21 protein-coding genes are annotated in these 26892 nt (G+C 53.0%); 16 read left to right on the top strand and 5 right to left on the bottom strand.

The genetic code is table 11. The annotated features are described in order from the left end of the window. Window positions 1–2 precede the first annotated feature (2 nt). From PUT07_RS18525 to PUT07_RS18495, 7 genes are all read left to right on the top strand, one after another. The gene (locus tag PUT07_RS18525; RefSeq protein WP_379240350.1) at window positions 3–968 is read left to right on the top strand and encodes an ABC transporter permease; all 966 of its coding nucleotides are present in this window, start codon (window positions 3–5) and stop codon (window positions 966–968) included. Window positions 969–980: 12 nt separating this feature from the next. Then, window positions 981–1847 (top strand): carbohydrate ABC transporter permease, encoded by an 867-nt coding sequence (locus PUT07_RS18520; protein WP_274469840.1) that lies wholly within the window; start codon window positions 981–983, stop codon window positions 1845–1847. Window positions 1848–1955: 108 nt separating this feature from the next. After that, window positions 1956–4268 carry a helix-turn-helix transcriptional regulator gene (locus PUT07_RS18515; RefSeq protein ID WP_274469839.1) on the top strand — a complete coding sequence of 771 codons (2313 nt, stop codon included), beginning with the start codon at window positions 1956–1958 and terminating at the stop codon, window positions 4266–4268. Between the two features lie 218 nt (window positions 4269–4486). Beyond that, window positions 4487–6040 (top strand): extracellular solute-binding protein, encoded by a 1554-nt coding sequence (locus PUT07_RS18510; RefSeq protein ID WP_274469838.1) that lies wholly within the window; start codon window positions 4487–4489, stop codon window positions 6038–6040. 70 nt (window positions 6041–6110) lie between these two features. Next, window positions 6111–8282 carry a glycoside hydrolase family 88/105 protein gene (locus tag PUT07_RS18505; protein WP_274469837.1) on the top strand — a complete coding sequence of 724 codons (2172 nt, stop codon included), beginning with the start codon at window positions 6111–6113 and terminating at the stop codon, window positions 8280–8282. Between the two features lie 46 nt (window positions 8283–8328). Further along, a complete protein-coding gene (locus PUT07_RS18500; RefSeq protein WP_274469836.1) occupies window positions 8329–8997 on the top strand; it encodes a hypothetical protein in 669 nt (222 codons plus the stop codon). Window positions 8998–9018: 21 nt separating this feature from the next. Next, window positions 9019–10533, top strand: coding sequence for a glycoside hydrolase family 28 protein (locus tag PUT07_RS18495; RefSeq protein WP_274469835.1), 1515 nt, complete (start codon window positions 9019–9021; stop codon window positions 10531–10533). Between the two features lie 57 nt (window positions 10534–10590). On the opposite strand, the gene PUT07_RS18490 is transcribed toward PUT07_RS18495, so the two are convergent. From PUT07_RS18490 to PUT07_RS18475, 4 genes are read right to left on the bottom strand one after another with little or no spacing between them, the layout of a single operon-like run. Then, complete coding sequence (locus tag PUT07_RS18490; protein ID WP_274469834.1) at window positions 10591–11745, bottom strand: Ger(x)C family spore germination protein; 1155 nt, start codon at window positions 11743–11745, stop codon at window positions 10591–10593. Beyond that, on the bottom strand, window positions 11742–13328 hold the full coding sequence (locus tag PUT07_RS18485; protein ID WP_310188036.1) for a spore germination protein: 1587 nt from the start codon (window positions 13326–13328) through the stop codon (window positions 11742–11744). The genes PUT07_RS18490 and PUT07_RS18485 overlap by 4 nt, the downstream gene beginning before the upstream one ends. Window positions 13329–13367: 39 nt before the next feature. Further along, complete coding sequence (locus tag PUT07_RS18480) at window positions 13368–14483, bottom strand: GerAB/ArcD/ProY family transporter (RefSeq protein WP_274469833.1); 1116 nt, start codon at window positions 14481–14483, stop codon at window positions 13368–13370. A 21-nt stretch (window positions 14484–14504) separates the two neighbouring features. Then, window positions 14505–14747, bottom strand: coding sequence for a hypothetical protein (locus PUT07_RS18475; protein ID WP_274469832.1), 243 nt, complete (start codon window positions 14745–14747; stop codon window positions 14505–14507). A 175-nt stretch (window positions 14748–14922) separates the two neighbouring features. On the opposite strand from PUT07_RS18475, the gene PUT07_RS18470 reads away from it, so the two are divergent. The 4 genes from PUT07_RS18470 to PUT07_RS18455 all read left to right on the top strand — a co-directional run bounded on the left by PUT07_RS18470 (window position 14923) and on the right by PUT07_RS18455 (window position 18770). Further along, the gene (locus PUT07_RS18470) at window positions 14923–15174 is read left to right on the top strand and encodes a hypothetical protein (protein ID WP_274469831.1); all 252 of its coding nucleotides are present in this window, start codon (window positions 14923–14925) and stop codon (window positions 15172–15174) included. A gap of 151 nt (window positions 15175–15325) precedes the next feature. Next, window positions 15326–16477: a Gfo/Idh/MocA family protein gene (locus PUT07_RS18465; protein ID WP_274469830.1), complete on the top strand. Its 1152-nt coding sequence runs from the start codon at window positions 15326–15328 to the stop codon at window positions 16475–16477. An 18-nt stretch (window positions 16478–16495) separates the two neighbouring features. Beyond that, the gene (locus PUT07_RS18460) at window positions 16496–17584 is read left to right on the top strand and encodes a Gfo/Idh/MocA family protein (RefSeq protein ID WP_274469829.1); all 1089 of its coding nucleotides are present in this window, start codon (window positions 16496–16498) and stop codon (window positions 17582–17584) included. Window positions 17585–17867: 283 nt separating this feature from the next. Further along, window positions 17868–18770, top strand: coding sequence for a DMT family transporter (locus PUT07_RS18455; RefSeq protein ID WP_274469828.1), 903 nt, complete (start codon window positions 17868–17870; stop codon window positions 18768–18770). A 715-nt stretch (window positions 18771–19485) separates the two neighbouring features. Here the strand turns inward: PUT07_RS18455 and PUT07_RS18450 are convergent. After that, complete coding sequence (locus PUT07_RS18450) at window positions 19486–21273, bottom strand: methyl-accepting chemotaxis protein (protein ID WP_274469827.1); 1788 nt, start codon at window positions 21271–21273, stop codon at window positions 19486–19488. 285 nt (window positions 21274–21558) lie between these two features. On the opposite strand from PUT07_RS18450, the gene PUT07_RS18445 reads away from it, so the two are divergent. The 5 genes from PUT07_RS18445 to PUT07_RS18425 all read left to right on the top strand — a co-directional run bounded on the left by PUT07_RS18445 (window position 21559) and on the right by PUT07_RS18425 (window position 26279). After that, window positions 21559–22572 (top strand): sulfonate ABC transporter substrate-binding protein, encoded by a 1014-nt coding sequence (locus PUT07_RS18445; protein WP_274469826.1) that lies wholly within the window; start codon window positions 21559–21561, stop codon window positions 22570–22572. Window positions 22573–22613: 41 nt separating this feature from the next. After that, window positions 22614–23798, top strand: a complete 1185-nt coding sequence (ssuD, locus tag PUT07_RS18440; RefSeq protein ID WP_274469825.1) for an FMNH2-dependent alkanesulfonate monooxygenase — start codon at window positions 22614–22616, stop codon at window positions 23796–23798. Then, on the top strand, window positions 23767–24549 hold the full coding sequence (gene ssuC, locus PUT07_RS18435) for an aliphatic sulfonate ABC transporter permease SsuC (protein WP_274469824.1): 783 nt from the start codon (window positions 23767–23769) through the stop codon (window positions 24547–24549). The genes ssuD and ssuC overlap by 32 nt, the downstream gene beginning before the upstream one ends. A gap of 15 nt (window positions 24550–24564) precedes the next feature. After that, window positions 24565–25344, top strand: a complete 780-nt coding sequence (locus PUT07_RS18430) for an ATP-binding cassette domain-containing protein (protein WP_274469823.1) — start codon at window positions 24565–24567, stop codon at window positions 25342–25344. Window positions 25345–25493: 149 nt separating this feature from the next. Then, window positions 25494–26279, top strand: coding sequence for a sugar phosphate isomerase/epimerase family protein (locus PUT07_RS18425; protein WP_274469822.1), 786 nt, complete (start codon window positions 25494–25496; stop codon window positions 26277–26279). Window positions 26280–26892 lie beyond the last annotated feature (613 nt).

Here is a 26892-nt window from a genome sequence, read left to right as displayed (position 1 = left end):
CAGTGAAGCCAACGATCTCCCATTCTCCGGGGATTTCGGCCCGAGAGGCCGGCAAGCGCAAGAAAAGCGGCCTGGCCAAAGAAATTTTCAAAAACCGGTATTTATATTTATTGGCTTTGCCGGGGCTGCTCTTTTTCCTGATTTTCAAATACGTTCCGATGTTCGGCATCGTGATTGCGTTTCAGAACTATTCCCCGTTCAAAGGGATGTGGCACAGTCCATGGGTGGGGTTCGCCCATTTCGAGCGCTTTTTCTCCAATCCGGATTTCTTGATCATTTTCCGCAATACGATGGGGATCAATTTATTGAACTTGATTCTGTATTTCCCGCTTCCGATTCTTATCGCGGTGTTCTTGAATGAGCTGCGCAAAGAAATCTACAAGAAATTCGTGCAAACGATCATTTATATGCCGCACTTTCTGTCGTGGGTCATTATCGCGGGCTTAACCTTCCTCCTGTTCTCCAAAGGGGACGGGCTCGTCAACAAAGTGATCGAGTCGTTCGGCGGGGAGAAAATCGACGTCTTGACGAATCCGAATGCGTTCTGGCTCATGATCGTCGTGCAGTCGATTTGGAAAGAAGCCGGCTGGGGAACGATTCTCTTCCTGGCTGCGATCGCCAGTATCGATCCCGGCCTATACGAAGCTGCACGCATGGACGGCGCAGGCAGACTGCGTCAGATCTGGCACATTACGCTGCCGGCGATCCGAAGCGTAATCGTCGTCTTGCTCATTTTGCGCCTCGGTCAAATGATGGATGTCGGCTTCGAGCAGATCTTCCTGATGTACAACGGTGCGGTTTCCCAAGTTGCAGAAGTATTCGATACGTACGTCTACACGGTCGGGATTAAGCAAGGGCAGTTCAGCTACAGTACGGCTGCGGGCTTGTTCAAATCGGTCGTAGGCTTGATCCTGGTGGTTCTCTCCAACAAACTGGCTAAGAAAATGGGCGAAGATGGCGTCTACTAAGGAGGCTCTCATATGAAAAAAAGTACAAATGACCGCATCTTTGACGCAGTCAACATCACGATCATGGCCTTGGTTGCCCTGATTACATTTTTCCCGATCTACTACGTTTTCGTTGTATCGTTCACGGATCCGACGGAGTTCCTGCAGAAGAAGTTCATTATCTTCCCTGAGAACTGGTCGCTGGATTCCTATAAATACTTGCTCGGCACCAAAGCCTTCGTGCGTTCCCTCGGCAACAGCGCCTACCTGGCAATCGTCGGCACTGCGCTAAGTCTGATGGTTACGGCGGCACTCGCTTATGCGATTTCGCGGAAACGGCTGCCTGGAAGAAAAATGTTTTCGCTGCTCATTCTGCTGACGATTTTGTTCAGCCCGGGCATCATTCCGAACTATTTGCTCGTTCGCGACATGAATTTGATCAACAACACCTGGTCGCTCATTTTGCCAGCCTTGGCGAGCGGCTGGAACGTCATTCTGATGCGCAGCTTCTTCGCAGGCATCCCGGCAGAGCTGGAAGAATCGGCGGCGATTGACGGATGCAACGATATCACGACGTTCTTCCGCATCATTTTGCCGCTGTCGTTACCATCCTTGGCGGCGTTCGGCTTGTTCTACGCGGTTGGCTACTGGAACGCCTACTTCTCGGCACTGTTGTATTTGAACGAGGCGGATAAATGGCCGATTCAAGTGCTGCTCCAAAATATGCTGCAAAATGCGCAAAACAGCGACCTCGGGCAGGATGCTTTCGTTGCCGCACCTCCGGCGGAAACGCTCAAGATGGCGGCGGTTGTCGTCGCGACAATTCCAATCCTGTTTGTATATCCGTTCCTTCAAAAGCATTTTGCCAAAGGCTCGATGGTAGGGTCGGTCAAGGGATAGGCTTGCAGTGAGAGCATGGTTTCGATGGAAATTTCCATCGAAATCATGTTTTTATTGCGTTATAATGGATGAATATCATCAGAGATCTGCATGGAAGGTGGACATGCTTTGCCGAACCGAAGAGGAAGCTTTTACCGGAATAGTTTGGTCTTGATCATGTTAATTGCCGCCATTCCCGGCATCGGGATGGGGCTTGTTACATATTGGACCGTGACGAATAAAATCGAGGGCGAGCTGCAGCGCCTGCATCACAATAAGATTATTCAACAGGAGAAAAATATCGAAGCGCAATTCGCCAACCTGGAGATGACCTTCTCGCACTGGGCGTTCGAGCCGAATCTGGGAGCCAAGCTCAAAAATTTGAGCTTCGCGGCCGATTACGAGCAAGTTCACGAGCTGTACCGGACCTTGTTGATCATCGAAGGCTCCAGTCCGTTAATCGAGAGGGCTTCTCTCTACATGGGAAGTCCCCGTCCGGTCGTTATGAATAAGGAAGGCTACGACTACCAGACGAATCAGGAAGCGCTTGATCAATATCAGGCCTTAATGAAACGGGACAAATCGATTTATTGGATGGATGCTGCGGGGATTCCGGGCACACCGAAGAATACGAACGGGACGACGCTGGCTCTGGTCAACAAGCTTCCCGGCGGACCGACGGAGCCTTATGGGCTGCTGATTGCAACACTGAACAAAAACCGTCTGGAGGAACAGCTGAAAACGCTTAATCCTCTGGGTGAAGGTTCGATCCTGCTGTTAAGCGGAGACAACCAGTGGAAAATCTCGTCAGGCGGCCAGTGGACAGACCTCGACGCCGCATTGGAGAACGAATATCAGAGCCGCGGCTCCAAAGAGGATTCCTTCCTGTTCTCCTATGAGAAATCGGTCTATTCCGTCTCCATCAGCCAATTCACCCGGCTGGGAACGACGTGGGTGTTCCTCTCGGCAGCACCGCTATCAAGTATTACGTCGCCGGTTTTGTTAATCTCCAAAGTTATTATTTTCGTCAGCCTCGGCGGCCTGCTGCTGGCGCTTCTCCTGTCGTGGATGGGTTCGCGGCGCATCTATTCCCCCTTGGAGCGATTGTTCGGCAAGCTGAGCGGAGGCCATGGCCGGGACGGGAACCGCAACGAATTCGAGTGGATCGAGATGAAATGGGAATCCCTGACGAAGGAAGGCGAGAAGCTCCGGAGCAGGCTGGATCTTCAGCTTCCTCTATTGCGGGAAGGCTTCCTGATGCAGCTGGTTCAGGGATATTTGTTCGAGCTTACCGAGGTCGAAGTTCAGGAGCGCTCCAAACAGCTTGGCCTTGATATGGAGAACAAGCAGATCGGGGCTATGGTTGTACAGATGCGCGGCTTGAACTGGGAGAAAGGCGCGAGGTTCGCCAAGGGCGACGAGGAGCTGGTTGCCTTCGCCGTAGGGAATATCGCCGCGGAATTGGGAGAGAATATGGGCATTCGGTGCGATGTTCTGAACTTCCACGATTGCTCGCTGGGGTTGTTCTTGACCATGCCGCAGGAGTGGGAGGCGGAGCGCAGCAAAGCGTGGATGCGGGAATTCGGGGATGAGATGCTGCAGATCATCCAGAAAATTTTGAAATTGCAAGCCGTCGTCGTGATGGGCAATACGACGACCCAGATCAGCCATGTGCCGTATTTATTCGATGAAACGAGACAATTGCTGAATTACTGGGACCTGCACAACAGCAACGAGCTCATCGATGTGGTGCAGTTCCACCAAACCTCCAGCCAGCTGGCGTTTCCTTATAATTTTATGCTGGAGAAAGAATTGATTCACGCCATTCGGATCGGCTCTGAAGAGGAAGCGCTCAAGCTGGCGCGGCAATTCATGGACGAGCTGACGTCCGCCGGCTTGAAGAAGCTTGTCATTCAGCAGGGGATCAATCAATTGCTGGGAAGCATTCAGCATACGATGCTGCAGTCGGGTATTAATCCGATCTCGATGTTCGAAGGCGCGAACCTGTTCCAGGAGTTGAACGCGCTTAATGAGCCTCATGAGATGCTCCGGTGGTTGGAAACGCGCGTGGTCGGCACTTATGTCCGCGAGCATGCGGGCAGGCAGGATCTCCAGATGAAGCAGTTCATTGAGAAGGTGATGCTCTACATTCAGGAGAATTACCGAACGAATCTGTCCCTGGAGTCTTGTGCCGAGCATTTCAACACTTCCCCGTATACGCTTAGCCGGGCTATCAAGCAAGTGTCGGGCATTAATTTCATCGATTATTTGACCAATCTTCGCATCACGCAGGCCAAAGAACTGCTGCGTACGACGACGATGAAGATCAATGAGATTGCCGATCAAGTCGGCTACCAGAATACGTACTTCAACCGTATTTTCAAGAAAGTCGAAGGCGTATCCCCAGGTCAATACCGAGAGATGATACAGAAAGACCAATAGCCGGTAATGCCGCTTACAAGCCTGTTACGAACCGCAAAACAGGCGCTGTAGGCGGTTTCTGCTGTCTGCGCAAGGAATGAATACCGTGCAACAAAGGATAATTCCCCGATTACGAGGGGCTGCAAGAAAGTTTGGTTGTCGGGAAGAGGAACATCCCTTAAAGTGTGAATCACAGCTCGGAACCATTTTATAGAACATGATTAAGGGGATGAATCAGAATGACATTTCAAGTCAAAAAGAAAGCTGTGCTCGGGTTGAGCGCCATGCTGATCGCCGCAACGGCGCTTACGGCTTGCGGAGCCAAATCTAACAATACGCCAGCGGCTGGAGCAGGCAGCGATAATTCACCGCTCGATGTCAGCATTATGACGATTTTGCTCAGCGCTAACCCGCCGGCAAATGACAACGCTATCAAGCAAGCGATCGAGAAAGCAACGAATTCCAAAATGAACATTCAATGGGTATCGGCTAACAGCTATCCCGACAAATTGAACGTTACACTCGCATCCGGGGACATTCCTGAGCTTATTTATATTCCCGATCCGTTCACTTCCGTATTCCGCGGGATGGTCCAGCAGGGAGCGTTCTGGGATATCAGCGACTACATCAAAGATTACCCGAACTTGAGCAGCAAGATTTCCAAAACCGCTTGGGACTTGACCAAAATGGATGACGGCAAAAACTACTCCATTCCGCGTCCTCGTCCTACCGAAGGCGATACGTTCTTTATTTTCCGCAAAGACTGGCTGGATAACCTCGGGATGAAAGTGCCGACGACGACGGATGAATTGTACCAAGTGTACAAAGCGTTCACGGAGAACGATCCGGACAAGAACGGTAAGAAAGATACGATCGGTCTTGCGATTAATGCGACGAACGGCGGGGATAAAGTTTCCGATACACTGGGTCAAATTGAGAACGCCTTCGCCGCCTCTAATGGAGACTGGAAATGGCAGAACGACCAGATGGTATTCAAATCGTTCCTTCCGGAAGAGCGCAAAGCGTTGGAATTCGTCATTAAGCTGTATCAGGAGAAATTGATTCCGGAGGATTTCGCCGCTCTGAAACCGAGCCAAGTGAAAGATATCGTGAAAGCCGGTAAAGCAGGCGGTCTCGTCGATAAAACGGGAACGGTCGTGTCCGACTACTTGAACGATCTCAAAAAGATCGATACGAAAGTGAAAGAGACGGATTTCTACCCGGCTACGAACATTAACGGTTACAATCCGAAAGGTCCAGGCTTCTCCGGCGTACTGGCGATTCCGAAAACCGTTAAAGAAGATAAAATGAAGCGTATTCTCAAAATGGTCGATACTTGGATGAACGACGATGTATTCGCTATCCAAACTTATGGAATTGAAGGTGTTGACCATACCGTGAAAGACGGCGTGAAAGTCGTTGACTCTAAGAAATTGGCGGATGACGGCGGTCCTGATTTCAACCAAATCGTGTATGTAGCGGACCCTTACGCAAGTACAGTGAAAAACTTCTTCCAGAAAGATACGCAAGAATTGTACAAAAAAGTGCAGGACGAGCGTGCCAAAACGAGCCAAGCGGATATCAGCATCGGTCTGTACTCCCCGACTGCTATGCAATACTTGCCTGAGCTGCAGAAGAAAGTGCTTGATATGAAAATCAAAGTCATCCTGGGCAAAGAATCGATCGCCGGATGGGATGAATTCGTGAACAAGATGAAAGCGGACGCGAATGTTGTGAAAATGAGCCAAGAACTGACGGATGCTTACAAGAAGCGTCTGGCTGCCGCCAAATAAAAAAAGCTCGACCGGCTCCCGCGCTTAGGTGTGGGAGCCTTTGTCTTACAGAAGAGAGGAGAAGTCTGCCATGACGTATTTTGAGCCGAATGAATCCGTATTTAATAAGCAGTTTCACGATGTGGAAGGGACGCTCCGCACGATCGCGCAGCGCTATATCGGGGCGAATCCCCCGCATCCTTATGTTTATCGGTTATTTAGCAAGGATGGTTTCACGCGTATTCACGATTACAGATATGTGATGGACTTCCAGGACCGCTGGGACCAAATGCGCTTAGGCGAGTATGTGTACGCTTGGGCCAAGCTTTGGAGCGATCAGCCTGCGGAGCTTAATTTCGGCATTAGCTGTTATAGTCCCACGCATATTTATGTGAACGGAGTACGCGTATTTGCCTCGAACATATCCGATGAAATGGCGCCGGAACGGAAGAACGTCTTCCGTGCGCAAATGAATAAGGGCTGGAACGAGTTCCTGCTGCAGTTCGAGAAAACGGCGAATGGCTGCGGCGGTGTGTTCGGCACGGGCTCGTACAAAAATTTCCCGCTGCACTTCATCTGCCCGACGCCGGGGCGGGACGGCCAGGAGGGCTGGGTGTACTCGGAGCCGACGATGGCGGATGCGCAGCAGATGCTGGCCGAGGGATTAAAGGAATCAGGCGGACTTACCCAGTGGCTGCCGAATCTTGGCTGGAGCGAGGAGGCCCGCCAAAGCGGCGTGTTCGCGCGGCTGTTCGGTGCGGAGAGCGGCCGCACGGCCATTGCCTGGACGAAAGCGCGCAGCACGGTAACGCGCGAGAAGCCCGCCCGCTGGATAGGGAAGCACGACGGCGCCTTGAAGCTGTATGTCAACGGCACCGAAGTGTATGCCGCTGCTCAAAGCGCCGAATTCCAGGTGGATATCCCGCTGAGCTTCGGCGATAACGACATCGCCGCATATAGTGTGTGTACAGGCGGCAAATGGGGATTCGAATTGGAGCCTGCCCAAGAGGAATCGGGGCTGTCTCTGACGCCGCCTTTTCCGGTTGAAGGCTTGAAGGACAACTGGCTGTATCTGGGGACTTTCGCTAATGAGCACATCCCGGCTGCGGAAGAGCTCCCGGTGTTGAACCGCGTCTATAACGACGGCCGGGAGGGCACCTATTGGAGAGCCGATCTGCCGAATACTTGGGTTAGGCCTTATTTGGAGAATACGTTGTTCGCCAAATGGAACTACCCGCTTGGGGTCACGCTGTACGGTCTGATGCAGACGGGAGCGGCCATCGGGCGCAGAGACTACATCGATTACGTGCTTCGCCATGTGGAGCAGAGCGCATCGTTCGACGAATATGCGCTGTGGGACGGCAAGCAGTATGGCGCGGCAGGCATCAACAATCAGCTGGCTCTGATTGATTCTTTGGATGACTGCGGCTCCTTCGGCGCTACGATGCTCGCTGCGCTGGAGTACGGGAAGGTCGAGGGTTCGGAGCAGGTGGCCGCCCGAATCGCCGCGTACATCGCCCGCGTCCAAGACAGGCTGCCGAACGGCGCCCTTTACCGGGTGCGCGGCAGCGTCGATTTCATGAAAGATACGCTGTGGTGCGACGATCTGTATATGAGCGTTCCGTTCTTATACAGGTACTCTGCGTACGCCCAGGATGCTTCTTACATGGAAGACGCAGTCAAACAAATTCTCCTGTATAAGGAGTATTTATATATGCCGGATCAACAGATCATGTCGCACGTGTACGATTTCAAAAGCGATCGGCCGACGTTGGTTCCATGGGGCCGCGGCAACGGTTGGGTGCTGTTCTCGCTTGCCGAGCTGTTAGGCGCACTGCCTCAAGAGCATGCGCACAGGGAAGCTCTGCTTGTTTTCTACCGCGAGCTATGCGAGGGCTATCTGCGGCTCCAAGGGGCAGGCGGGCTATGGCATCAGGTGCTGACCGATCCGACTTCGTATGAGGAGACTTCCTGCACCTCCATGTTTATGTATGCTTTCGCCAAGGGTATTCGGAACGGTTGGCTGCTCCAGCCTGAAGCTTATGTCCATGCGGTGATGAAAGGCTGGGAAGGTCTTACGAAAATAAGCATCGATAAGTTCGGCAATGTATACGGCGTATGCCGAGGCTCCGGTTATTCGTTCTCCGGACGTTATTACCGGGACGAGCTGCCGTGGCTGCTGAACGATACCCACGGTATCGGAATCGTGATGCTGGCCGGCGTGGAGGTTATGCAGGTGCAGCGTTTCCTGAAAGAGAAATAGAAAGAGGAAAAGAACGAGAAGAGGAAGGATAGGAGGCATCTACCTTATGATCAAGCGAATGATGTACCGGGCCGAGTGGCTGCAAGATCAGGAGTCGGCCGGTTTGGAGGCATTGAAATCAAGCGCCCAGGCCCAAGAGCGCGTAGCGAAGGGGGAGCTCATGACGGCGGCGGCGTTCTCATGGCGTAACAATCTGTTCCTCTACTACGAATGCATAGACGGCGAACTGCCGCCGGAAGAGGTTGCCGGAGCCGCTACCCCCTACTTGAAGGACTGGCCGGGGCAAGCCGAACCGCGCAAGTGGATTGGCATGATCGACGTATTTCACTTCAACGAGCCGGCAAGCACGGAACATTGGCTGCGCGAGCAGCCGGTCGAACGCCGGGCGGGCCGGGTCGCTTTCCTGAAGCCGGAAATGATGAGCAGCTACATCTATTATCATTATCAGCTTCAAGAGGAGCGGGCTTTCTTCGGAGACAAATATGAAATTATCGCAATGCACGAGAATTTGCTCTTCGGCTACCAGGAATTTCCGAAGGTCGTCGAAGAGCCGGTTGTGCCTGGGCGGCTTCATACGAAAGGAACGCCTGAGAACTGGAACGATTCGCGAATGGATCTCCATTTCCAGCCATGGGAAGACGGATATTTATATTTCAAACAGATCGATCAAGTATTTGCGTATTATATCGGCGATGCAGGCAAAGAAGGGGAATAGGGGAAGGAGACTGTGTAAGGCATGATCGTGAACATTAAAGATTATGGCGCTGTCGGCGACGGCGTCGCCAAAGATACGGCGAGCATTCAGCAAGCGATTGATTATTGTGCGGAACAAGGCGGAGGGACGGTCGTCGTTCCGAAAGGGGAGTTTCTATCGGGGACGCTGTATCTTCGCTCCTATGTAGAACTGCATCTGACACCGGCGGCACGGATTGTCAGCTCCATGGAGGAAGCGGACTTCATTCTGCCGTCCGGAGCGGAGGCGCTTGAACTGAGCGAGGGACAAGGCAGCCGGGCACTCGTATGTGCGAGGCATGCGGTGCATATCGGTGTCACCGGTCTGGGCACGATCGACGGCAGAGGCGAGCAATTCCTGGAGCCGGAGGATGGCGTGAGCGATTATGTGCTGCAGCCGCTCGGCGGCTTCCGTCCGAAGCTGATCGACTTCGAAGGCTGCACGAATGTCGTCTTCCGCGACGTTACCTTGTACCGGGCATCTTCCTGGGGGCTGCATATGACCGGATGCAACCAGGTTACCGTCGACGGCGTGAAGATTCTCGGCCAAGTCCGCGGTCCGAATAACGACGGGATCGACCCCGATTGCTGCAAGGACGTACATATTTCCAATTGCCATATTGAAACGGGCGACGACTGCATCGTGATCAAAACGACCAAGTACGGCGCTGAGCGTTATGGTGCTTGCGAGAATATTACGGTGACGAATTGCACGCTGCAATCCCATGACTCGGCGATTAAGATCGGAACGGAAACGCACGCCGATATTCGCAATATCGTGGTGACCAATTGTGTGATCCGCAATTCCAACCGTGGCGTCGGGATCTGGGTTCGCGACGGGGCGACCGTAGAAAATATGCTTTTCTCCAATCTGCTGATCGAAACCCGATTGTTCAGCAACGAGGAGGAAATTCAGCGTACGCTCCGTTGGTGGGGCAAGGCTGAGCCGATCTTCATGACGGCGGAGCGGAGGAACGTGCCGGACGCGCCTGCGCCTGGGAAAATTCGCAACATTCGCTTCGATCAGGTGCTTGCCGAAGCGGAAGGGTGCATCTACATCGAAGGGTCCGAAGATAACGTCATTGAGGGGATTTCGCTCCGCAATGTGAAGACGACCTTGCGCAAGCTCAGCGGCTATACCGGTGGTGTGTTCGATACGCAGCCATCTGCGCGCGGGGTGTTCCCGCATCCTATTCCGGCGATCTTCCTCCGGCATGCGCAGGACGTCGTACTTAGCGATGTGGAAGTGAAGTGGGGAGATGACCGCAATGTCAATTGGTCCAATGCCTTGTACGGTGAACACCTGGAGGACCTGCACGTCCAAGGGTTCAAGGGGAAAGCCGCTAATGAAGATCTGTCCGTGATGGAGCTGCATCATGTTCAAGGCTTCGTGCTCGAAAGAACGAGAGCTTTGGCTGGGACCGGCACGTATTTAGTGCTGCGGGACGTCGATGCTTCGATGAGCAGCATGGAAGGTAACGATTTCTCCAAGGCCGCAGCGGGCATTCGCGTTGTGTAAGATTCGGCCCCTAGCCATTTCTTGGCTTAGGGGCCTCTCTTTTTTCGCCGTCCGCCCTCATTCCTTGGAAAATGGCTTACCCGCATCTTGGCCGGAGTTCGTGACCTGTACCTTCACCTGGATGTCGAACCGGCTTTTCGCGAAATGCTCCTCCCAATCCGGCTTCAGTTTAAACCATACGGCGGGATCTTTTCTGTATATCTTGTTCCCGATTCCGATCAAATCGAGTTTGGCCTTTTGCAAATCCGTAATCGTCTTGCGCAAGTTATTCTCCACATAGTCGCTGATCCGTTGCTCCAATCGTCGGCCGTCTTCTTTGGTTGCCATAGGCGAGCATCTGATTTCTCCCAGAGACCCCTTAATCTTAATGGAAACTCGGGAGAGCACTTTGTCCCCTTTGACCTGCGGCGTCACTTTTCCATTCAAGGCAATAACCTCAAGCGCCTCGTGTATGTTATTTTCCGGCTCTCCGCAAGGATATTCGATAACCCCGCTTTGATATTTATTCAGCATCATCAGGAGCGATTCGACATCGGCAGGAGTCATGAACTGATTCGTCATTTTCTCATCTTTAATTGCCGCAATTCCGGCGACGGACGCGATGTTGGGTTTATTATTAATTTGAATTAAGGGCAGCATGGCGACACCTGTTTCGCTTTTTAATTGATTGGCCAGATCCAGCAGCGGCACTCGGGTAGTTTTGGCGGAATAATGGGCGGCGGAATCGACCATGCGCCGGATTTGCTGGCCGATCGTGCTTTCGATAAACGGCTTTATATTGAGCACTTCCTTGGCCGGACCTTTGGCAATGAGGACAAATACCGTTTCTCTGGGCTCGTGGTCGCGCATGAAGTAATCCATTACTTCCGTAATGCCTTTCTCTTTGGCAAATTCTTCTCCGAACAGGATGGCCCGGAAATGGTCCCATTTGGCCTTGCGCCCGAAATGAATCGGAATATCGCGGACCGCCTCGAAGGCAGTATCGCCTACCGTCTGAATGCTCACCCCTCTTTGTCTTGGCGGTGTATTACTCACCGCTTCACCGCCGGAGGGCAAATAGAAATGGGTGGTCAGCTCGATCTTCCCTTCTTTGCTCAGATCAACGGCAACGGCTTGGACAAAGCCGAATTCCGTCAATTCCGCTTTATTCCAGCAGCCGGTTAACAGGAACAGCAGCGACAGGCAGGTCATCACCGCGATACAAGATTTCATCGGCCTTTCCCCCTTTCCCCGTTTTTCTTATGAAGGTGCCGGTTGCGCGGGTTGTGAAGGAGCATTTTGCGGGGAATACGGATGAAAACATCCCGCCATTGCTCGACTCGCAGCGGGGCAATAGGGGTGAAATAAGGCTGCCCCAGGGAACGTAAACAGCATAGATGGAGCAGTATCCACAAGATGCCGGCCATGACCCCAAAGCCGCCTAAGGTAACGGCGAGAACCATTAACGGGAACCGCAGAATGCGCAGGGCGATGCCCATGTTGTATTGCGGCAGAGCGAAAGAAGCGATGCCGGTTAAGGACACGATGATGACCATGACGGGCGAGGCGATTTTGGCTTGAATCGCAGCCTGCCCGATAACAAGCGCCCCGACGATGCTGACGGCCGAGCCGATCGGCCGCGGCAGGCGGATACCGGCTTCCCGCAGCAGCTCGAAGAAAAATTCCATCAGGAGCGCCTCGATAAAGGCAGGGAAGGGAATGCCTTCTCTGGTATCCAAGATAGCGAGCAGAAGCACCGTCGGAATTAATTCGGAATGAAAAGTAGACAGCGCGATATACGTACTTGGCAGCAGTAAAGCGATGAGAAAAGCGACGACGCGTATCAGACGAATCAAGGTTGAGAAGATCGACCGATGGTAATAGTCTTCGCTGGAAGAGAAGAACTCGAAAAAGGTAACGGGGCAAATTAAAACCGTTGGCGTACCGTTAACCATGACGATGATTTTGCCGTCCATCAGCGCAGCAACGGCCGTATCGGGACGTTCCGTATAGCGTACGGCGGGGAAAGGAGAAAAGGTGCCTTCGCCGATCCATTCCTCCAAATAGGAGGTTTCCAGAATTTCCTCCTGATCGATATCCGCTATTCGCTTCTGAAATTCGCTTAACGTCTCCGGGTCGACGGCTCCGTTCAAGTAACAGTAAGCGATGTTCCGTTTGGACTCTGCCCCGACCGTCAACATTTCAACTTTGAGATTGGCAGATTTCAACAAATTGCGAATGAGACCGACATTGCTATCGAGATCCTCGATGGTGCTCACATGAGGTCCCTGTACGACCGGTTCGGTGACGGGCTCCGTAATTTGTCTGGACGTTAGTCCAAGCGCTTCATAACTCAGCGCCTTGTCCCATTGATCGAAGAAGATGATAATATTCCCGCTTAGAATCCGGCTGACGGCATCGTCGAAATGCTCAAGTACGGAAGCGCTTTGCGCGGAAACCCCATTACGATTGAAGAAATGCATGATCTGCTCAGGAGTTACCGTATCCGCCGGTCCGATTTCGTGATCGACAAGATCCTGAAGAGACTCTTTCATATAATTGACTTGCTTATTTTGAACCAGCGTTCCCAAATAGACGGACAAAGCGGTATAAGCCAAATTGGGTCCATAGCTCCAGGTATGATAAACGAGGTCATAACAATTGAGGAAATATTCCTCCACTTTTTTTCGATTTAAATCCAAATTTTTGGAAATGGATGGCATGATACCGTTACTTTCTTGTGCCGGTTCCATTGCCGCTTGATTGGATTGGGACGAGGTGTATGACCTTCTCTGATTGAAAAATTTCAGTTTCATCTTAGGTCCCTCTCTTGCTGTGTAGTGGTCGGGATGGACTCAGGTTTCCAGCCCGCTGCGCTTGGTGAACCGGTTCTTCACACAAGACACGAGTGCAAGGAAGAGAAGCGGGACGGTGGAAACCGTGATGCTCATCAATGGCCGGGTGACGGAAACATTTTCAGTGAATTCGGACTGATTGGCGTACATTGTAAGAGATAGAAAGAAGGCCGTCCAGGCTACCGGATAAGTCAGGATGCGGTAGTCGCGGAGTCCTGTCAGTTGCGCGATTCCCAGTGTGAGGCTGAACAGGATAATCGAAGTCTTCATGTAAGAACCGACAATTAAGGTGATGCCGACCAGCATTTCGACCCTTTCTACGACGTCCCCTACGCTTATCATGCGTGCCAGTTGGTAGAGGGAAAACTTGATATGCCCTGCCACATTCCCCAACACCATTGTGCTGCAAAGTGTAACAACGATTAGGCTGCCAATGGCCAACAGATAAGCAATGGCTGCCGTGCTGCCGAATCGGCTGCGGTTCTCTTGGCGCATGAAGGGAAGAAGCATCGAGAGAAAGATGACATCGGCGAAGGGAAAGCTGGACGAAATATAGACGCCGTGAAGGACCGGCTTCCACCCCTTGGGCAGGACGGGAAGCAAATATTCCGGATGATACAGCGGTAAAACCAAGAACAAGACAATGACGACCGAGATGCACATGACGATGAGCAGGAAAGTGAACATGCGCGCCATCACTTCGATGCCGGCCTGCACGGTCATGGCGGCCGTAAAAACGATAACGATATTAAACGCATACACCGGCGTCTCCTTCATCATCGTCGATGTGAAGAAATTGCCGATATCGGCGACCATATTCGGAAGCAGGATCAGAGGCATGCACAGGAAAGGGATGAGGATGATAGTTCCTATCGGACGTCCTAGAATTTGTTTTGCATATTCAACCAAAGTCATTTCCGGATATTGCCGATGCAAATAATAAATGCAAGCAAGGCCCAGCCACCCGAACCCGCTGGACATGATAAGGGAAATCCAGGCTCCGTTATGGGCCACGGCCAAGATAGGCTGCGGGATATTGACGATTGCTGAGCCGGTTATCGTTATGATGAACAAAAACATCAGCTGCCATAGAGAGATTTGCTCTTTTTTGTTCATGTCATACTCCTTCGACAGGGGTTAGGATGGAGCTTTGAGGTATTCGACAATTTTATGTGCCGGAGCCGAGAATACCAGATTGAGCAAATCGTTAAAATTGAACCAGTCTTTCCCGAATATAAATAGAAAGGCGAGATAGCCAGCCGCAAGCGTCGCTGCGGTATAGACGATCGTTTCCCGCCGCGACGCTTTTTGCAACTTGCCGAAATCGGCCGACAGAAGCTGCGCTGTAATGATCAGCAAGATGATAATTCGTTCAAGCATTGGGCATACCCGCTTTACAATGGTAGTTTGCATTTGTAGTTCTGGTTATCATTTCCTTGGAAGGGCTGGAATATTCGACAACAAAAATTATCAAAGCCAAGCACAAATTGTATCATTTGAAAGCGCGTCCATTCTCACTACAATTGGATTATTACGTAATGGGGGAATGCATCCTATGAAGTTCTGTTTATACGACACCAAATATGACCGGATCATCCTCATCGAAAACAAATTTGCTGCCGCTTTATCCATGAAGGAGAAGTTCGGGATGAGTGTGGATATAGCCGTTCTGCCGCTGCTGTCCAAGGATCAGTATCTGGCAAGTCCACCTTCCTTTCGCGGGGAAGTGAACGGGCGGTTTTATTTGTTATACGATATTCCTGGCTTTCCCGAGAAAAAGTACGGTCAAGTGATCATTCACGAATAGACAGATCCGTTCGCACATTGCCGGCTCATCCGAGCCGGCTTTTCGATTTGCCCACCGCAAAGTAACGGTATTTTTGAGCAAACTAGCGTCACAAATGAAAGCGCGTTCTTGGTATGCTTAGAGCAACCAATAGAGATGGAGTGTGAAGATCATGTTAAAGGTAGCCATTATCGGCGCAGGCGCGATCTCCAAAGCGCATATTGAAGGATATCTGCAATTCCCTGAACGATGTCAGATTGTTGCGATAAGCGATATTTATGTGGACAAGGCGCAGGAGCGCATCGACCAGTTCCAGTTGTCCGCACGGGCGGTCAAGGACTACAAGGAGCTGCTGCAGGAGGAGATCGACCTCGTTTCGATCTGCACACCGCCTTATACGCATGCGGCATTAGCGACGGAGTTCCTGGAAGCGGGTTCGCATGTCATGGTGGAGAAGCCGATGGCTTCGTCGCTCGAAGAATGCGACCAGATGAATGCGGCAGCTAAGCGAACAGGCAAAATCCTGTCGGTTGTGGCACAAAACCGTTTCAAAACGCCGATGATGAAAATGAAGTCGGTTCTCGATAGCGGTCTGATGGGTACAATCGGGCATGTGCAGGTGGACTCCTTCTGGTGGCGCGGGCATTGCTACTATGATTTGTGGTGGCGCGGCACTTGGGAGAAGGAAGGCGGCGGCCCTACGTTGAATCATGCCGTGCATCATATCGATGCGCTGCTCTGGATGATGGGCAGCCCTACGGAAGTTCAAGCTTTCATGAGCAATGTGGCTCATGATAATGCGGAGGTTGAAGACTTGTCCATCGGCATGCTGCGGTTTGCGAACGGCTCCTTGGGACAAGTGACTTCCTCTGTTGTGCATCACGGCGAAGAGCAGCAGCTCATCTTCCAAGGGAGCAAAGCGCGTGTATCCACACCATGGAAGGTCAAGGCATCCAATTCGACGTCCAATGGCTTCCCGGAGCCGAACCGTGAGCTTGAGGCCGAGCTGCAGGCCTTCTATGACAACCTGCCGGAAGTGGTCTATGAAGCGCATGCCGGCCAAATCAATGACGTGCTGACGGCGATTGAGACAGGCGTGCCTGTGCTCATCGACGGAATAGCCGGACGCCAAACGCTTGAACTCATCACAGCGATTTATAAATCCGCTAGCACAGGGGAGCTCGTGAAGCTTCCGTTAACGAGCGAAGACGCGTTCTACACAAGAAGCGGCGTTCAGGCGAACGCGACACACTTTTATGAGAAGACAACATCCATCGAAAACTTCGCGCCCCAGACGATTACGACGGGCAGCAATTACAAATAAAAGAGGAGTTCAGCAACTATGCAAAAGAGTGACGGAATGAACTACGCACCACAAGGAAATTTCAGGACCGTTTGTGAGCCGGGGGAATTTGTTTTTGCTGCAGCATGCTTGGATCACGGCCATATTTATGGCATGTGCAACGGACTGCGGGAAGCGGGAGGACAGCTGAAATGGGTGTATGATCCGGATCCGGCGAAGGTGGACAAATTCGTCAGCACGTATCCCGAGGTTCAAGCGGCCGGCTCGCTGGAGGAGATTCTGCAGGATGAGCAGGTGAAGCTTGTAGCGGCTGCGGCTATTCCTTCGGAGCGCGGACCGCTGGGGCTGCGCGTTATGGATAGCGGCAAAGATTACTTCACGGACAAGGCGCCGTTCACAACGCTCGAGCAGCTGGAGGCGGCGCGTGCGAAGGTGGCTGAGACCGGGCGCAAATATGCGGTTTATTACAGCGAGCGCCTGCACGTAGAGAGCGCAATTTATGCCGGGCAGCTCATCGAGCAGGGCGCGATTGGACGCGTCGTGCAAGTGATCGGTCTCGGACCGCACCGGATGAATGAGAAGAGCAGACCGGATTGGTTTTTTGAGAAAGAGAAGTTCGGCGGCATTCTATGCGATATCGGCTCCCACCAGATCGAGCAGTTCCTCTTCTTCACCGGTGCGAAGGATGCCCAAGTCGTACACAGCAAAGTCGCCAACTACCAGTACCCGCAGTATCCGACATTTGAAGATTTTGGCGATGCGACGCTTGTCGGCGACAATGGCGCTACCGGTTACTTCCGCGTAGACTGGATGACGCCGGACGGTCTATCCACATGGGGAGACGGCCGCATGACGATCTTGGGTACCGAAGGCTATATCGAGCTTCGCAAATATGTGGACATTGCCCGCGATCAATCGAGCAACCATGTTTACCTGGTCAATCGGGACGGGGAGCAGCATTTTGCAGTGAACGGGAAGGTCGGCTTCCCTTACTTCGGCCAGCTCATCTTGGACTGTCTCCACCGCACCGAAGTTGCGATGACGCAAGAGCATGCCTTCAAGGCGGCTGAATTGTGCCTGATTGCGCAGCGCGATGCGATGAATATTACAGACTTGGCAAGGCGGTAAAATAGCAAAGAAGGCTGCTTCCTGACGAATTGGAGGCAGCCTTTGGTCGGTTAGGCGGGATTCACATTTTCATACACTATCTCCACATTTCAATATCCTATCTCCACATTTCAATAACTAACTCAACTCCACATTTCAATACCCCATCTCCACATTTCCATTTCAATAACTAACCCATCTCCACATTTCCATAACCCATCTCCACATTTCCATACCCCATCCCCTTATAATTTGGTATGATAAGAAACATGGAACGATAACCATTCAAGGAGACTACAGAGAGATGTCAGACCGTACTGTTCTATGGAAGCTTTGGGGAGTGTCGCTGTTATGGGGCTTCAATTATGTTGCAAGCGCCTATTTGCTGCGGGATTTCTCGCCGATTTTTTTGTCATTCGCCCGTTTAGTCGTCATGTCGCTTTTTCTAATTTCCGTGGCTCTAATTAACAAATCGATACGTAGGCCGACCTCCCGGGAGTGGGGATTGCTGCTGTTCGCCGGTATTTTCGGCACGCTGATCAACCAGCTCTTCTACTTCACGGGGCTGCAGCACTCAACTGCGGGTAATGCCGCACTTATCATCGCTTTATCGCCGATTGCCACGACACTGTTATCCCGTCTGTTTCTAAAAGAAGAAGTAACCGCAACGAAGCTTACAGGAGCGGTTGTTGCGCTTGCAGGTGTGGTGTGCATCGTGCTATACGGCGGGAAATCGCTGGGGATTTCCAAAGGAGATATTTACTTGCTGTTGGCGATGCTGGGCATGTCAGCCAGCTTGCTGTTCATCCGGAAGCTGACAACGGGGATGAGCTCGTATGAAGTGACCATCTATTCAACGGTGATCGGGACCATCATGATGTCGCCGGCTGTCGGAGTTGAGGCATTTCAAGGGAACTTTCATTCTAGTCACCAATGGCTGACCTGGCTGCTGCTCATTACGGTGGCCGTCATCGGCCAAGGTTTGGCGGGCTTCTGGTGGAACCAAGGCATCGCCGTCGTCGGTCCGTCCACGAGCTCTATGTTTATGAATATTCCGCCGTTCATCGCGATTATCGTCAGCTTTTTCCTGCTCGGCGATCCGATTCGCGCTGCTCAGATCGGCGGAGGCATCCTGATTCTGCTCGGCGTCGCCATCGCCAATATGAAGCGGCGTCAGCCGGTGGAGGCACGAGCGCGGACTTTGTAATTGTCGGTAAAGAAGGAGCTAAGCTGTTTATACGGCTTGGCTCTTTTTTGATTTCTGCCCCGTAAGCTCCCGCGTTGCGTTGCACACCCTATCGGTGAAAGGGAAATACAGTTCGCTATTTCACCAAGAACCACCCATTCTGCGGATGAAGAGGAAATACGATTCGTTATTAAGCGGTTTTTCGCAGAATTTGAAGGAATAACCGCGAAATAAGGTCTTACACTTCCGCTTCCTCCCCCAAATCTCCTTCTTGAGGCTAAATAACGAATCGTATTTCCGTTAACTTGCTGGTGAGGGAGGTGCGGCCGTATCTGCACCACATTGAGCTGCGCTGCATAAGCTGAGCAATCTGCACCACATTAAGCTGCACAACTAGCCGCACTGGAATAACTGGAAAAACTCCAGTTATTCCAGTGTCCAGGCAGCCCACTGGACGGAATAAAAGGAATTTCTCCATCTAAAATTAGCGATTGACGAGCCTTACTGCAATTTCTCGTGAAATTAGCAGGAGAATTTCCAGTTATCGCCTCAGTTGAAGGGGGAAATGGAGGAAATAACTGGAGAAATTCCAGTTACGCTTCATGCGGCGCTCGCTCCGCGCCCCCGCACCCCCGCGCCAACCACAAAAAAACTTCCCTCTAGGTCCATAGGACCAGAGGGAAGTCATCTAACTCGCGTCTCAACACAAAAGACGCAGCTCCGTGGAGCTTTATGGCTAGGCGATACGGAAACGGGAAAGAATTTCCTGCAGCTCCTCCGCCATTGTGGACAATGACTGCGCAGCAACTTTCACTTCGCCGGTCGTTTCCAGCTGATTGACGGCAGATTGCGAAACGCCCTGCGAGGAATCGGCCGTTTGTCTGGCGATGGACGCGACTTGCTGGACGGAAGCCGTAATCTGCTGAGCGCCTGCCGACATCTGCTCGGAGGTTGCGGCCATCTCCTGAATTTGCGACGCCACCTGATTGGTGGATTGTACGATTTCGCCGAAATTTTGCTCGGTTTTCTGAACGAGCTCAATGCCCGTTTGCACTTCGTCTTTCACCTGGCTTAACGCATGGCCGGAGTCGTGCACGGTTGTTTGGATGTCCGCAAGCAGAGAGGAGATTTCAGCCGAGAATTGGCCGGATTGCTCGGCCAACTTGCGCACTTCGGAGGCGACGACGGCGAAGCCGCGCCCCTGCTCGCCGGCACGTGCCGCCTCGATAGCGGCATTGAGAGCGAGTAGATTCGTCTGCTGGGCGATCTCTTGAATCGACTGCAGGATATGCCCGATTTCTTGCGATTTGCGCTCAAGCTCAGTCATGACCTGATCCGTCTGGTGCACGGACGCGTGAATCGATTCCATCTGCTGCACCGTGCTCTGCACGTACGTTCCGCCGGCCTCGGCTTGCTGCTTCGTCCATTCGATCGACTCGGCGATGGACGAGGCGCTCTCGGCCATCCGGTAGATGCCGGAGCCGACTTCTTCCATGGAGCGGGACGTTTCTTCCATCGTCAACGTTTGCTGATCGGCGCCGGATGCGACTTCTTTAACGGTCTGCGTGATCTGCTCCGATACCTCCTGCATGTCGACGGAGCTTGCGCGCAGCTGCTCTGCCGAGGTGGAGACACTTTGGGCATGCCCGCTTACCGTTTGAATCATGGTCCGCATGTGCTCGGTCATTTGAGCGAAGGATGCGTCAAGACCACCGATCTCATCCTGTCTTTTCAATGGCACATAACGAACGGACAGGTCGCCTTCGGAAATGCGCTTCGCCGCGGCACTCATCGAGATAATCGGTTTGGAGACGTGGCGCGCGATCAGGAACGAGATGATCAGTCCCAGTGCGATAGCAATCAAACTAAGCGTCATATTCCAAGTCACGCCGTCTTGATAAGATTGATCGACTTCGGCAGACCAGCCTTCCGCATTCTCTTGAATACGTTTGGTGAACGATTCAATCAGCAAGGAACAGCTGCCGAGATTGGTGTCCGCGAGTTGAATCATCGCCATGCCTTCGGCGCCATGCTTCTCAGCCGCTGCGAGCGTTGCCGGAAACACACTTGCATATTGCTGCCATTGATCTTTGAATACTTTCAGCATCTGAAGGTCCTTCTCGCTCTGGAAAATCCCGTCCAGGAGCTGGACTTGCTTTTGAATGTCATTGAATAAGCTCTGTGCCCTTTCGGTGGGCGAGGATGTCGTTTCTTCCTCCAGCATCCCGGTTCCGCTTAGGTTCTCCTTCGTTTTATCTTCCATATTGAATTGAAGACGCAGCATTTGATCGTCGAGACTTTTCAAATCGAAATTTAAATTGCCAAGCAGGATCACAGAGGGAAGCCCTTTTTCGGTCGTTTGTTTAGCTGCCGCACTCATCGACTTCATTCTCAATTGAGAGGACACGCTAATTGCCGTAAGAAGCAATAAAACAACGACAAAACTGCAGAGCAGTTTTTTGTAAAGCGTCATTTTGGTCAACCTTGTCAAACTGGTGATTCTTGTGAATTTCGTCAAATCCATTTCTGTCCAGCCTCCGAAGTTTTTCTTTTTTTTTGTAAGGGGTCATGTTTTCCCGTTTGGGTAAATTATCCTATGTTTAATTTCGGCGAATAAAGTCGAAAATGTTATACCTAAAAAATAGATTGACGAATAAGGGGAATGTTGGTAAATTAAAACCAAGTAAAAACATCAGAATAATTATGTATCGACCGGACCACCGGAGACACAGGCTAATCATCCATAACGGGATTGCTGTGTCTCTTTTTTGTTCTGGTTAGATTCATTTAAAGAAAAGGGGTTTTGCACATGAAAAAACATGCATTCGTTACTTTCGCCTTATCCGCTTTACTCGTTACAGCGTTAACCGGCTGCGGGTCAGGCGCCAAGCCTGCGGCAGACTCAGCCGATTCCAAGGCACCTGCGGCGGCGAAGGCCGAAGAAGGAAAAGGTAAAAGCACGACGCTCCGCATCGGCTACCAGAAATACGGGACGGTGAACTTCCTGAAGGCTAACGGCGAGCTCGATAAAGTGCTGAAAGAGAAGGGCATCTCCGTGCAATGGACGGAGTTCCCAGGCGGACCGCAGCTGCTCGAAGCGATGAATGTCGGCAGCATCGATGTCGGTCATACCGGCGAGGCGCCGCCGATATTCGCGCAGGCGGCAGGCACGCCGCTCGTTTACTTAGGGCATGAACCGGCGAGCCCGGCCAGCGAGGCGATCCTTATCCCGGAGAAGTCCGACATCAAAACCGTTGCCGACCTGAAAGGGAAGAAAGTCGCCCTGAACAAAGGCTCCAACGTGCATTATCTGTTAGTCAAACAGCTGGAGAAGGCGGGCTTGAAATATGAGGACATTCAAGTGGCTTTCCTTCCTCCGGCAGATGCACGGGCTGCGTTCGAGAAAGGCAGCGTGGATGCTTGGGTCATCTGGGATCCGTTCTTCGCAGCTGCCGAAACATCGGCGAAGGCGAAGATTTTGGCGGACGGCAAAGACACCGTAGCGAACCACGAATTTTATCTTGCCACCCGCTCGTACGCGGAGAGCAACCCGGATACGGTGAAAACGATTCTGGAACAACTGGCCAAGGTCGACGCCTGGTCCAAGGATCATCCGAAGGAGCTCGCCGAAACGTTGTCGCCGCAGTTGGGGATTGACGTTCCTTCCTTGGAGCGTGCAGCTAAACGGAGAACGTACGGGATTCAACCGATCGATGAGGCATTGCTTGCCGAGCAGCAGAAAATTGCCGATACGTTCTTCAAATTGGGCTTGATTCCGAAAGAAATCAAAGTGAAAGACGCCGTATTGCCGGCTGCGAAATAGTTTCGAGCTTAAACTAATACCGATAAAGGGAGACGATGAAGATGGAAGTATTCTGGTTTATTCCGACACACGGAGACAGCAGATACATGGGGACTACGAAAGGGGCGCGCGCAGTCGATTACGACTACATGAAGCAGATTGCGCAAGCGGCCGACAGACTCGGCTACGGCGGCGTTCTGCTGCCTACGGGGAGATCCTGCGAAGATGCTTGGGTTGTCGCATCATCCTTGATCCCCGCAACGGAGCGGCTGAAATTCCTCGTTGCCGTCCGTCCGGGCTTGATGTCGCCGACGCTTTCGGCCCGTATGGCCTCCACCTTCGACCGGCTTTCGGGCGGCCGGCTTCTAATTAATGTCGTGACCGGCGGCGATGCGCAGGAGCTGGAAGGCGACGGCTTGTTCCTGGATCACGATGCCCGTTATGAGTTGACGGATGAATTCTTGCACATCTGGCGAAAGGAGCTGGCCGGCGAGCAAGTGGATTTCACCGGTGAGCATTTGCAGGTCAAAGGCGGCAAAATCGTCTATCCGCCGCTTCAAGCGCCATATCCTCCGCTTTACTTCGGCGGTTCGTCGCCGGCAGGTATTGAGGTTGCGGCCGACCATGTGGACATGTATTTGACATGGGGGGAGCCGCCGGCTCAAGTGGCGGAGAAAATTAAGACCGTGCGCGAAGCCGCTGCCAAACGCGGCCGCACGGTGAAATTCGGTATCCGCCTGCACGTCATCGTGCGCGAAACTTCCGAGGAGGCGTGGGCGGATGCCAACCGGTTAATATCTCATTTGGATGATGAAACGATTCGCTCCGCGCAGCAAATATTTGCCCGTATGGACTCCGAAGGCCAGCGCCGCATGGCGGAGCTGCATGGCGGAGACCGCACGAAGCTGGAGGTCAGTCCGAATCTGTGGGCCGGTATCGGGCTCGTTCGCGGCGGAGCGGGCACCGCATTAGTCGGCGATCCGGAAACGGTAGCCGCCCGCATGAAAGAATATGCGGATCTAGGGATCGAGACGTTCATCTTCTCCGGCTACCCGCACTTGGAAGAGGCTTACCGGACGGCGGAGCTGCTGTTTCCGCATCTGCCGCTGAAGACTGCCGTGAACCGTTCGAAAGAAACAGCCAATTACGTTAGTCCGTTCGGTGAGCTCATTGCTAATACGGAGCTGCCGAAGCCGGCGAAGGGGGTTTCATCCGATGCCAACCAGCCTGTCAAAGTCTCTGGGTAAAGGGCTGCTCCCTTGGGCGCTGCCGATCGTGCTGATTGCTTTATGGCAGCTGTTGGGACAATTCGGGATTATTTCCACGCGCATTCTGTCCACGCCATCGGCTGTTCTTGCAGCAGGTATTCATTTGGCCGAAAAAGGGACGCTATTCGATTATATCGGCGCCAGTTCCAAGCGGGCTTTCCTCGGCTTTGCCATTGGCGGCAGTATCGGCTTCGCACTTGGTCTGATCAATGGACTTCTTCCTATCCTAGAAAAAATTACGGATACCTCCGTCCAAATGCTGCGCAATATCCCGCATCTGGCGATGATTCCGCTGGTCATTCTGTGGTTCGGCATCGGCGAGGAAGGCAAGCTTTTTCTCGTGGCGCTTGGGGTGTTTTTCCCAATCTATCTCAATACGTTTCATGGCATCCGGTCGGTCGATCCCGGGCTCATCGAGATGGGCCGCGTCTACGGGCTGCGCCACATCCATTTGTTCCGCAAAGTCATCGTTCCCGGCGCGCTGCCCTCGATTTTGGTGGGCATACGCTTCTCCTTAGGCATTATGTGGATCACGCTGATCGTGGCGGAGACGATCTCCTCCAGTTCGGGTATTGGCTATATGGCAATGAATGCCAGGGAATTTTTGCAGATGGACGTCGTGATTCTTAGTATTCTTGTGTATGCATTGCTCGGCAAATTGTCCGATTATATGGCGAAGCTGTTGGAACGCGCTTGGCTCCAGTGGCATCCTAATTTCTTGAAACCGTAGAGGAGAGTGGACACCATGACGGAGACTAAAGGCCTTCGGCTGCAAGTGAAACAGGCGGCGAAGCAGTTTGGCGCAAAGCAGGTGCTGCACGAGATCGAGCTTGACGCAGCGCCAGGCGAGTTCATTGCGATTGTCGGGCGCAGCGGATGCGGCAAAAGCACGCTGCTGCGGCTGATCGCAGGATTGGATAAACCGTCCGGCGGTCAGATCGAGCTTGACGGACAGCAGGTGAAGGGGATTCATGCGGATACGCGCGTGCTGTTTCAGGACGCCCGCTTGCTGCCTTGGAACCGAGTACTGGCGAACGTGCAAGTAGGCGTAAGAGACGGCTCACGCTGGAGAGCGGAGGAGGTTCTTAAGCAGGTGGGGCTGGCGGACAGAGCGAAGGAATGGCCGGGGGTGTTGTCCGGCGGGCAGCGCCAACGCGTCGCTCTGGCCCGCGCACTGGCCGGGCAGCCGAGATTGCTGCTGCTCGATGAGCCGCTCGGCGCGCTGGATGCGCTGACCCGTATCGAGATGCAGCAGCTCATCGAGCGCCTCTGGTTTCAGCAGAAGTTCACGGCATTGCTTGTGACGCATGACGTGTCGGAAGCTGTGCAGCTGGCGGACCGCGTCATTTTAATAGAAGAAGGCAGGATTGCCTTGGATGTGAAAATTTCGCTTTCGCGCCCGCGCGTGCGGGACAGCGGGTTCGCTTATTTCGAACAGTTGATTCTGGATCGCATTCTGGTGAAGGAGAATCGTCCCGAATTGGCGGAAATTCCTCCAGCGGGCAAATATGCCTTCTCCATCTAGGCGATATGAACACGCTAGTGCGGCAATATGCTGCGTTAACGTGTTTTTTCGTGTTAATTTGGGAAAAAGCAGGAAAAAAACGGGAGCGCGGGAGGAATTCCTGATTTCAGCACGAAAAGTATCCATGAGATCATAAAGGAGGGAATCTGATGAAGTTACACTTGTTTCACGCCCTTTGGGGCATGACCGGCTCGCTTCGCGAGCAGTTGAACCATGCGAAGGATCACGGCTACGAAGGCATCGAGGCGCCATTGCCAAGTGTTGAGCAGGAGAATGAGTTCAAAGAGCTGATGGAAGAGCTTGGGCTTGCTTACATTCCGCAAATTTTCACGGCGAATGAGGAATCTTTTGCCGAGCAGGTTGAGAGGGCCAAGCAGTTCTCGCCGGTTATCATTAATAGTCACAGCGGCAAAGATTATATGTCCGAGGATGTGCAGTATCGTTTTTTTGAGCATGCGCTGCGTGTCGAGAAAGCGTCCGGCATTCAAGTCGGCCATGAGACGCACCGCGGGCGCATCATGTTCACACCGCGAGCGACGGCCGGCGTGCTGAGACAGTTCCCGGATCTGAAGGTGACGGCTGATTTCAGCCATTTCACCTGTGTGTGCGAGTCGATGCTTGCCGACCAGGGCGAGGACCTCGCGCTGATTATGAGCCGGGCGCTGCATATTCACGGCCGGGTCGGCTTCGAGGAGGGCCCGCAGGTGCCTCATCCTGCAGCTCCGGAGTTTGCCGGACATTTGCAGCAGTTCGAAGCATGGTGGAATGAGATGTTCCGCAATAGCATTATCACCGCGCAGCCCGTCGCAACGTTCACACCGGAGTTCGGTCCTCCGGGCTATATGCCGACTCTGCCATTTACCCGCCAGCCTGTTGCCGACTTGTTCCAAGTCAACCACTGGATCGCGGAGCGCATTCGCCGTACATACGCGTAGAAGGATCCCCAGCCATGTTTGTGGCTGGGGTTTTTGTTTGCGCGGGGGCGGTGGTGCCTGCCGCGAGTGACGCTGCGCGCGAAGGCGGGGAGAGCGTGCCGGCGGGCGCTCGTGCTGGAGGGGCGCGAAGGCGGGAGAGCGTGCCGGTGGACGCTCGTGCTGGAGGGGCTGGGCGAGCGCTGCGCGCTAACGGACACCACGGCCGCTAATTGCGCGCAAATCGGCGCGACGCGATTCTAACGGACACGGGTGCCCTTATTTGCCGGTTTCGAGGCAAATTCATGCCCGATGACGCCAAATAGCGTCGCCGGTGTCCGTTAGAATTCCGCGCCGGCCCGAATTCGCGGAATAAGGTCCGCTGTGTCCGTTGCTCGCCGAGGAGCGGGCGGATGGCAGCTGTGGCCGTGCGGACTGGGAGCGAGCGGCCACAGGGAGTCGCTGCGTTGTTGGCGCCGCCCGCACGGGGGCCGTTCCCCGCCGCCGCCCGCGCTAACGGACACCACGGCCGCTAATTGCGCGCAAATCGGCGCGACGCGATTCTAACGGACACGGGTGCCCTTATTTGCCGGTTTCGAGGCAAATTCATGCCCGATGACGCCAAATAGCGTCGCCG

It is taken from the genome of Paenibacillus sp. MAHUQ-63, assembly GCF_028765165.1.
Classification (GTDB): Bacteria; Bacillota; Bacilli; order Paenibacillales; family NBRC-103111; genus Paenibacillus_E.
The sequence above is the reverse complement of the archived record's forward strand: the minus strand, read 5'-3'. Positions and strand labels throughout refer to the sequence as shown.

Coding starts and splice junctions, on each gene's coding strand:
- PUT07_RS18520 (WP_274469840.1), top strand. CDS start 981: ATGAAAAAAAGTACAAATGACCGCATCTTTGACGCAGTCAACATCACG.
- PUT07_RS18510 (WP_274469838.1), top strand. CDS start 4,487: ATGACATTTCAAGTCAAAAAGAAAGCTGTGCTCGGGTTGAGCGCCATG.
- PUT07_RS18505 (WP_274469837.1), top strand. CDS start 6,111: ATGACGTATTTTGAGCCGAATGAATCCGTATTTAATAAGCAGTTTCAC.
- PUT07_RS18500 (WP_274469836.1), top strand. CDS start 8,329: ATGATCAAGCGAATGATGTACCGGGCCGAGTGGCTGCAAGATCAGGAG.
- PUT07_RS18495 (WP_274469835.1), top strand. CDS start 9,019: ATGATCGTGAACATTAAAGATTATGGCGCTGTCGGCGACGGCGTCGCC.
- PUT07_RS18490 (WP_274469834.1), bottom strand. CDS start 11,745: ATGAAATCTTGTATCGCGGTGATGACCTGCCTGTCGCTGCTGTTCCTG.
- PUT07_RS18485 (WP_310188036.1), bottom strand. CDS start 13,328: ATGAAACTGAAATTTTTCAATCAGAGAAGGTCATACACCTCGTCCCAA.
- PUT07_RS18480 (WP_274469833.1), bottom strand. CDS start 14,483: ATGAACAAAAAAGAGCAAATCTCTCTATGGCAGCTGATGTTTTTGTTC.
- PUT07_RS18475 (WP_274469832.1), bottom strand. CDS start 14,747: ATGCTTGAACGAATTATCATCTTGCTGATCATTACAGCGCAGCTTCTG.
- PUT07_RS18470 (WP_274469831.1), top strand. CDS start 14,923: ATGAAGTTCTGTTTATACGACACCAAATATGACCGGATCATCCTCATC.
- PUT07_RS18465 (WP_274469830.1), top strand. CDS start 15,326: ATGTTAAAGGTAGCCATTATCGGCGCAGGCGCGATCTCCAAAGCGCAT.
- PUT07_RS18460 (WP_274469829.1), top strand. CDS start 16,496: ATGCAAAAGAGTGACGGAATGAACTACGCACCACAAGGAAATTTCAGG.
- PUT07_RS18455 (WP_274469828.1), top strand. CDS start 17,868: ATGTCAGACCGTACTGTTCTATGGAAGCTTTGGGGAGTGTCGCTGTTA.
- PUT07_RS18450 (WP_274469827.1), bottom strand. CDS start 21,273: ATGGATTTGACGAAATTCACAAGAATCACCAGTTTGACAAGGTTGACC.
- PUT07_RS18445 (WP_274469826.1), top strand. CDS start 21,559: ATGAAAAAACATGCATTCGTTACTTTCGCCTTATCCGCTTTACTCGTT.
- ssuD (WP_274469825.1), top strand. CDS start 22,614: ATGGAAGTATTCTGGTTTATTCCGACACACGGAGACAGCAGATACATG.
- ssuC (WP_274469824.1), top strand. CDS start 23,767: ATGCCAACCAGCCTGTCAAAGTCTCTGGGTAAAGGGCTGCTCCCTTGG.
- PUT07_RS18430 (WP_274469823.1), top strand. CDS start 24,565: ATGACGGAGACTAAAGGCCTTCGGCTGCAAGTGAAACAGGCGGCGAAG.
- PUT07_RS18425 (WP_274469822.1), top strand. CDS start 25,494: ATGAAGTTACACTTGTTTCACGCCCTTTGGGGCATGACCGGCTCGCTT.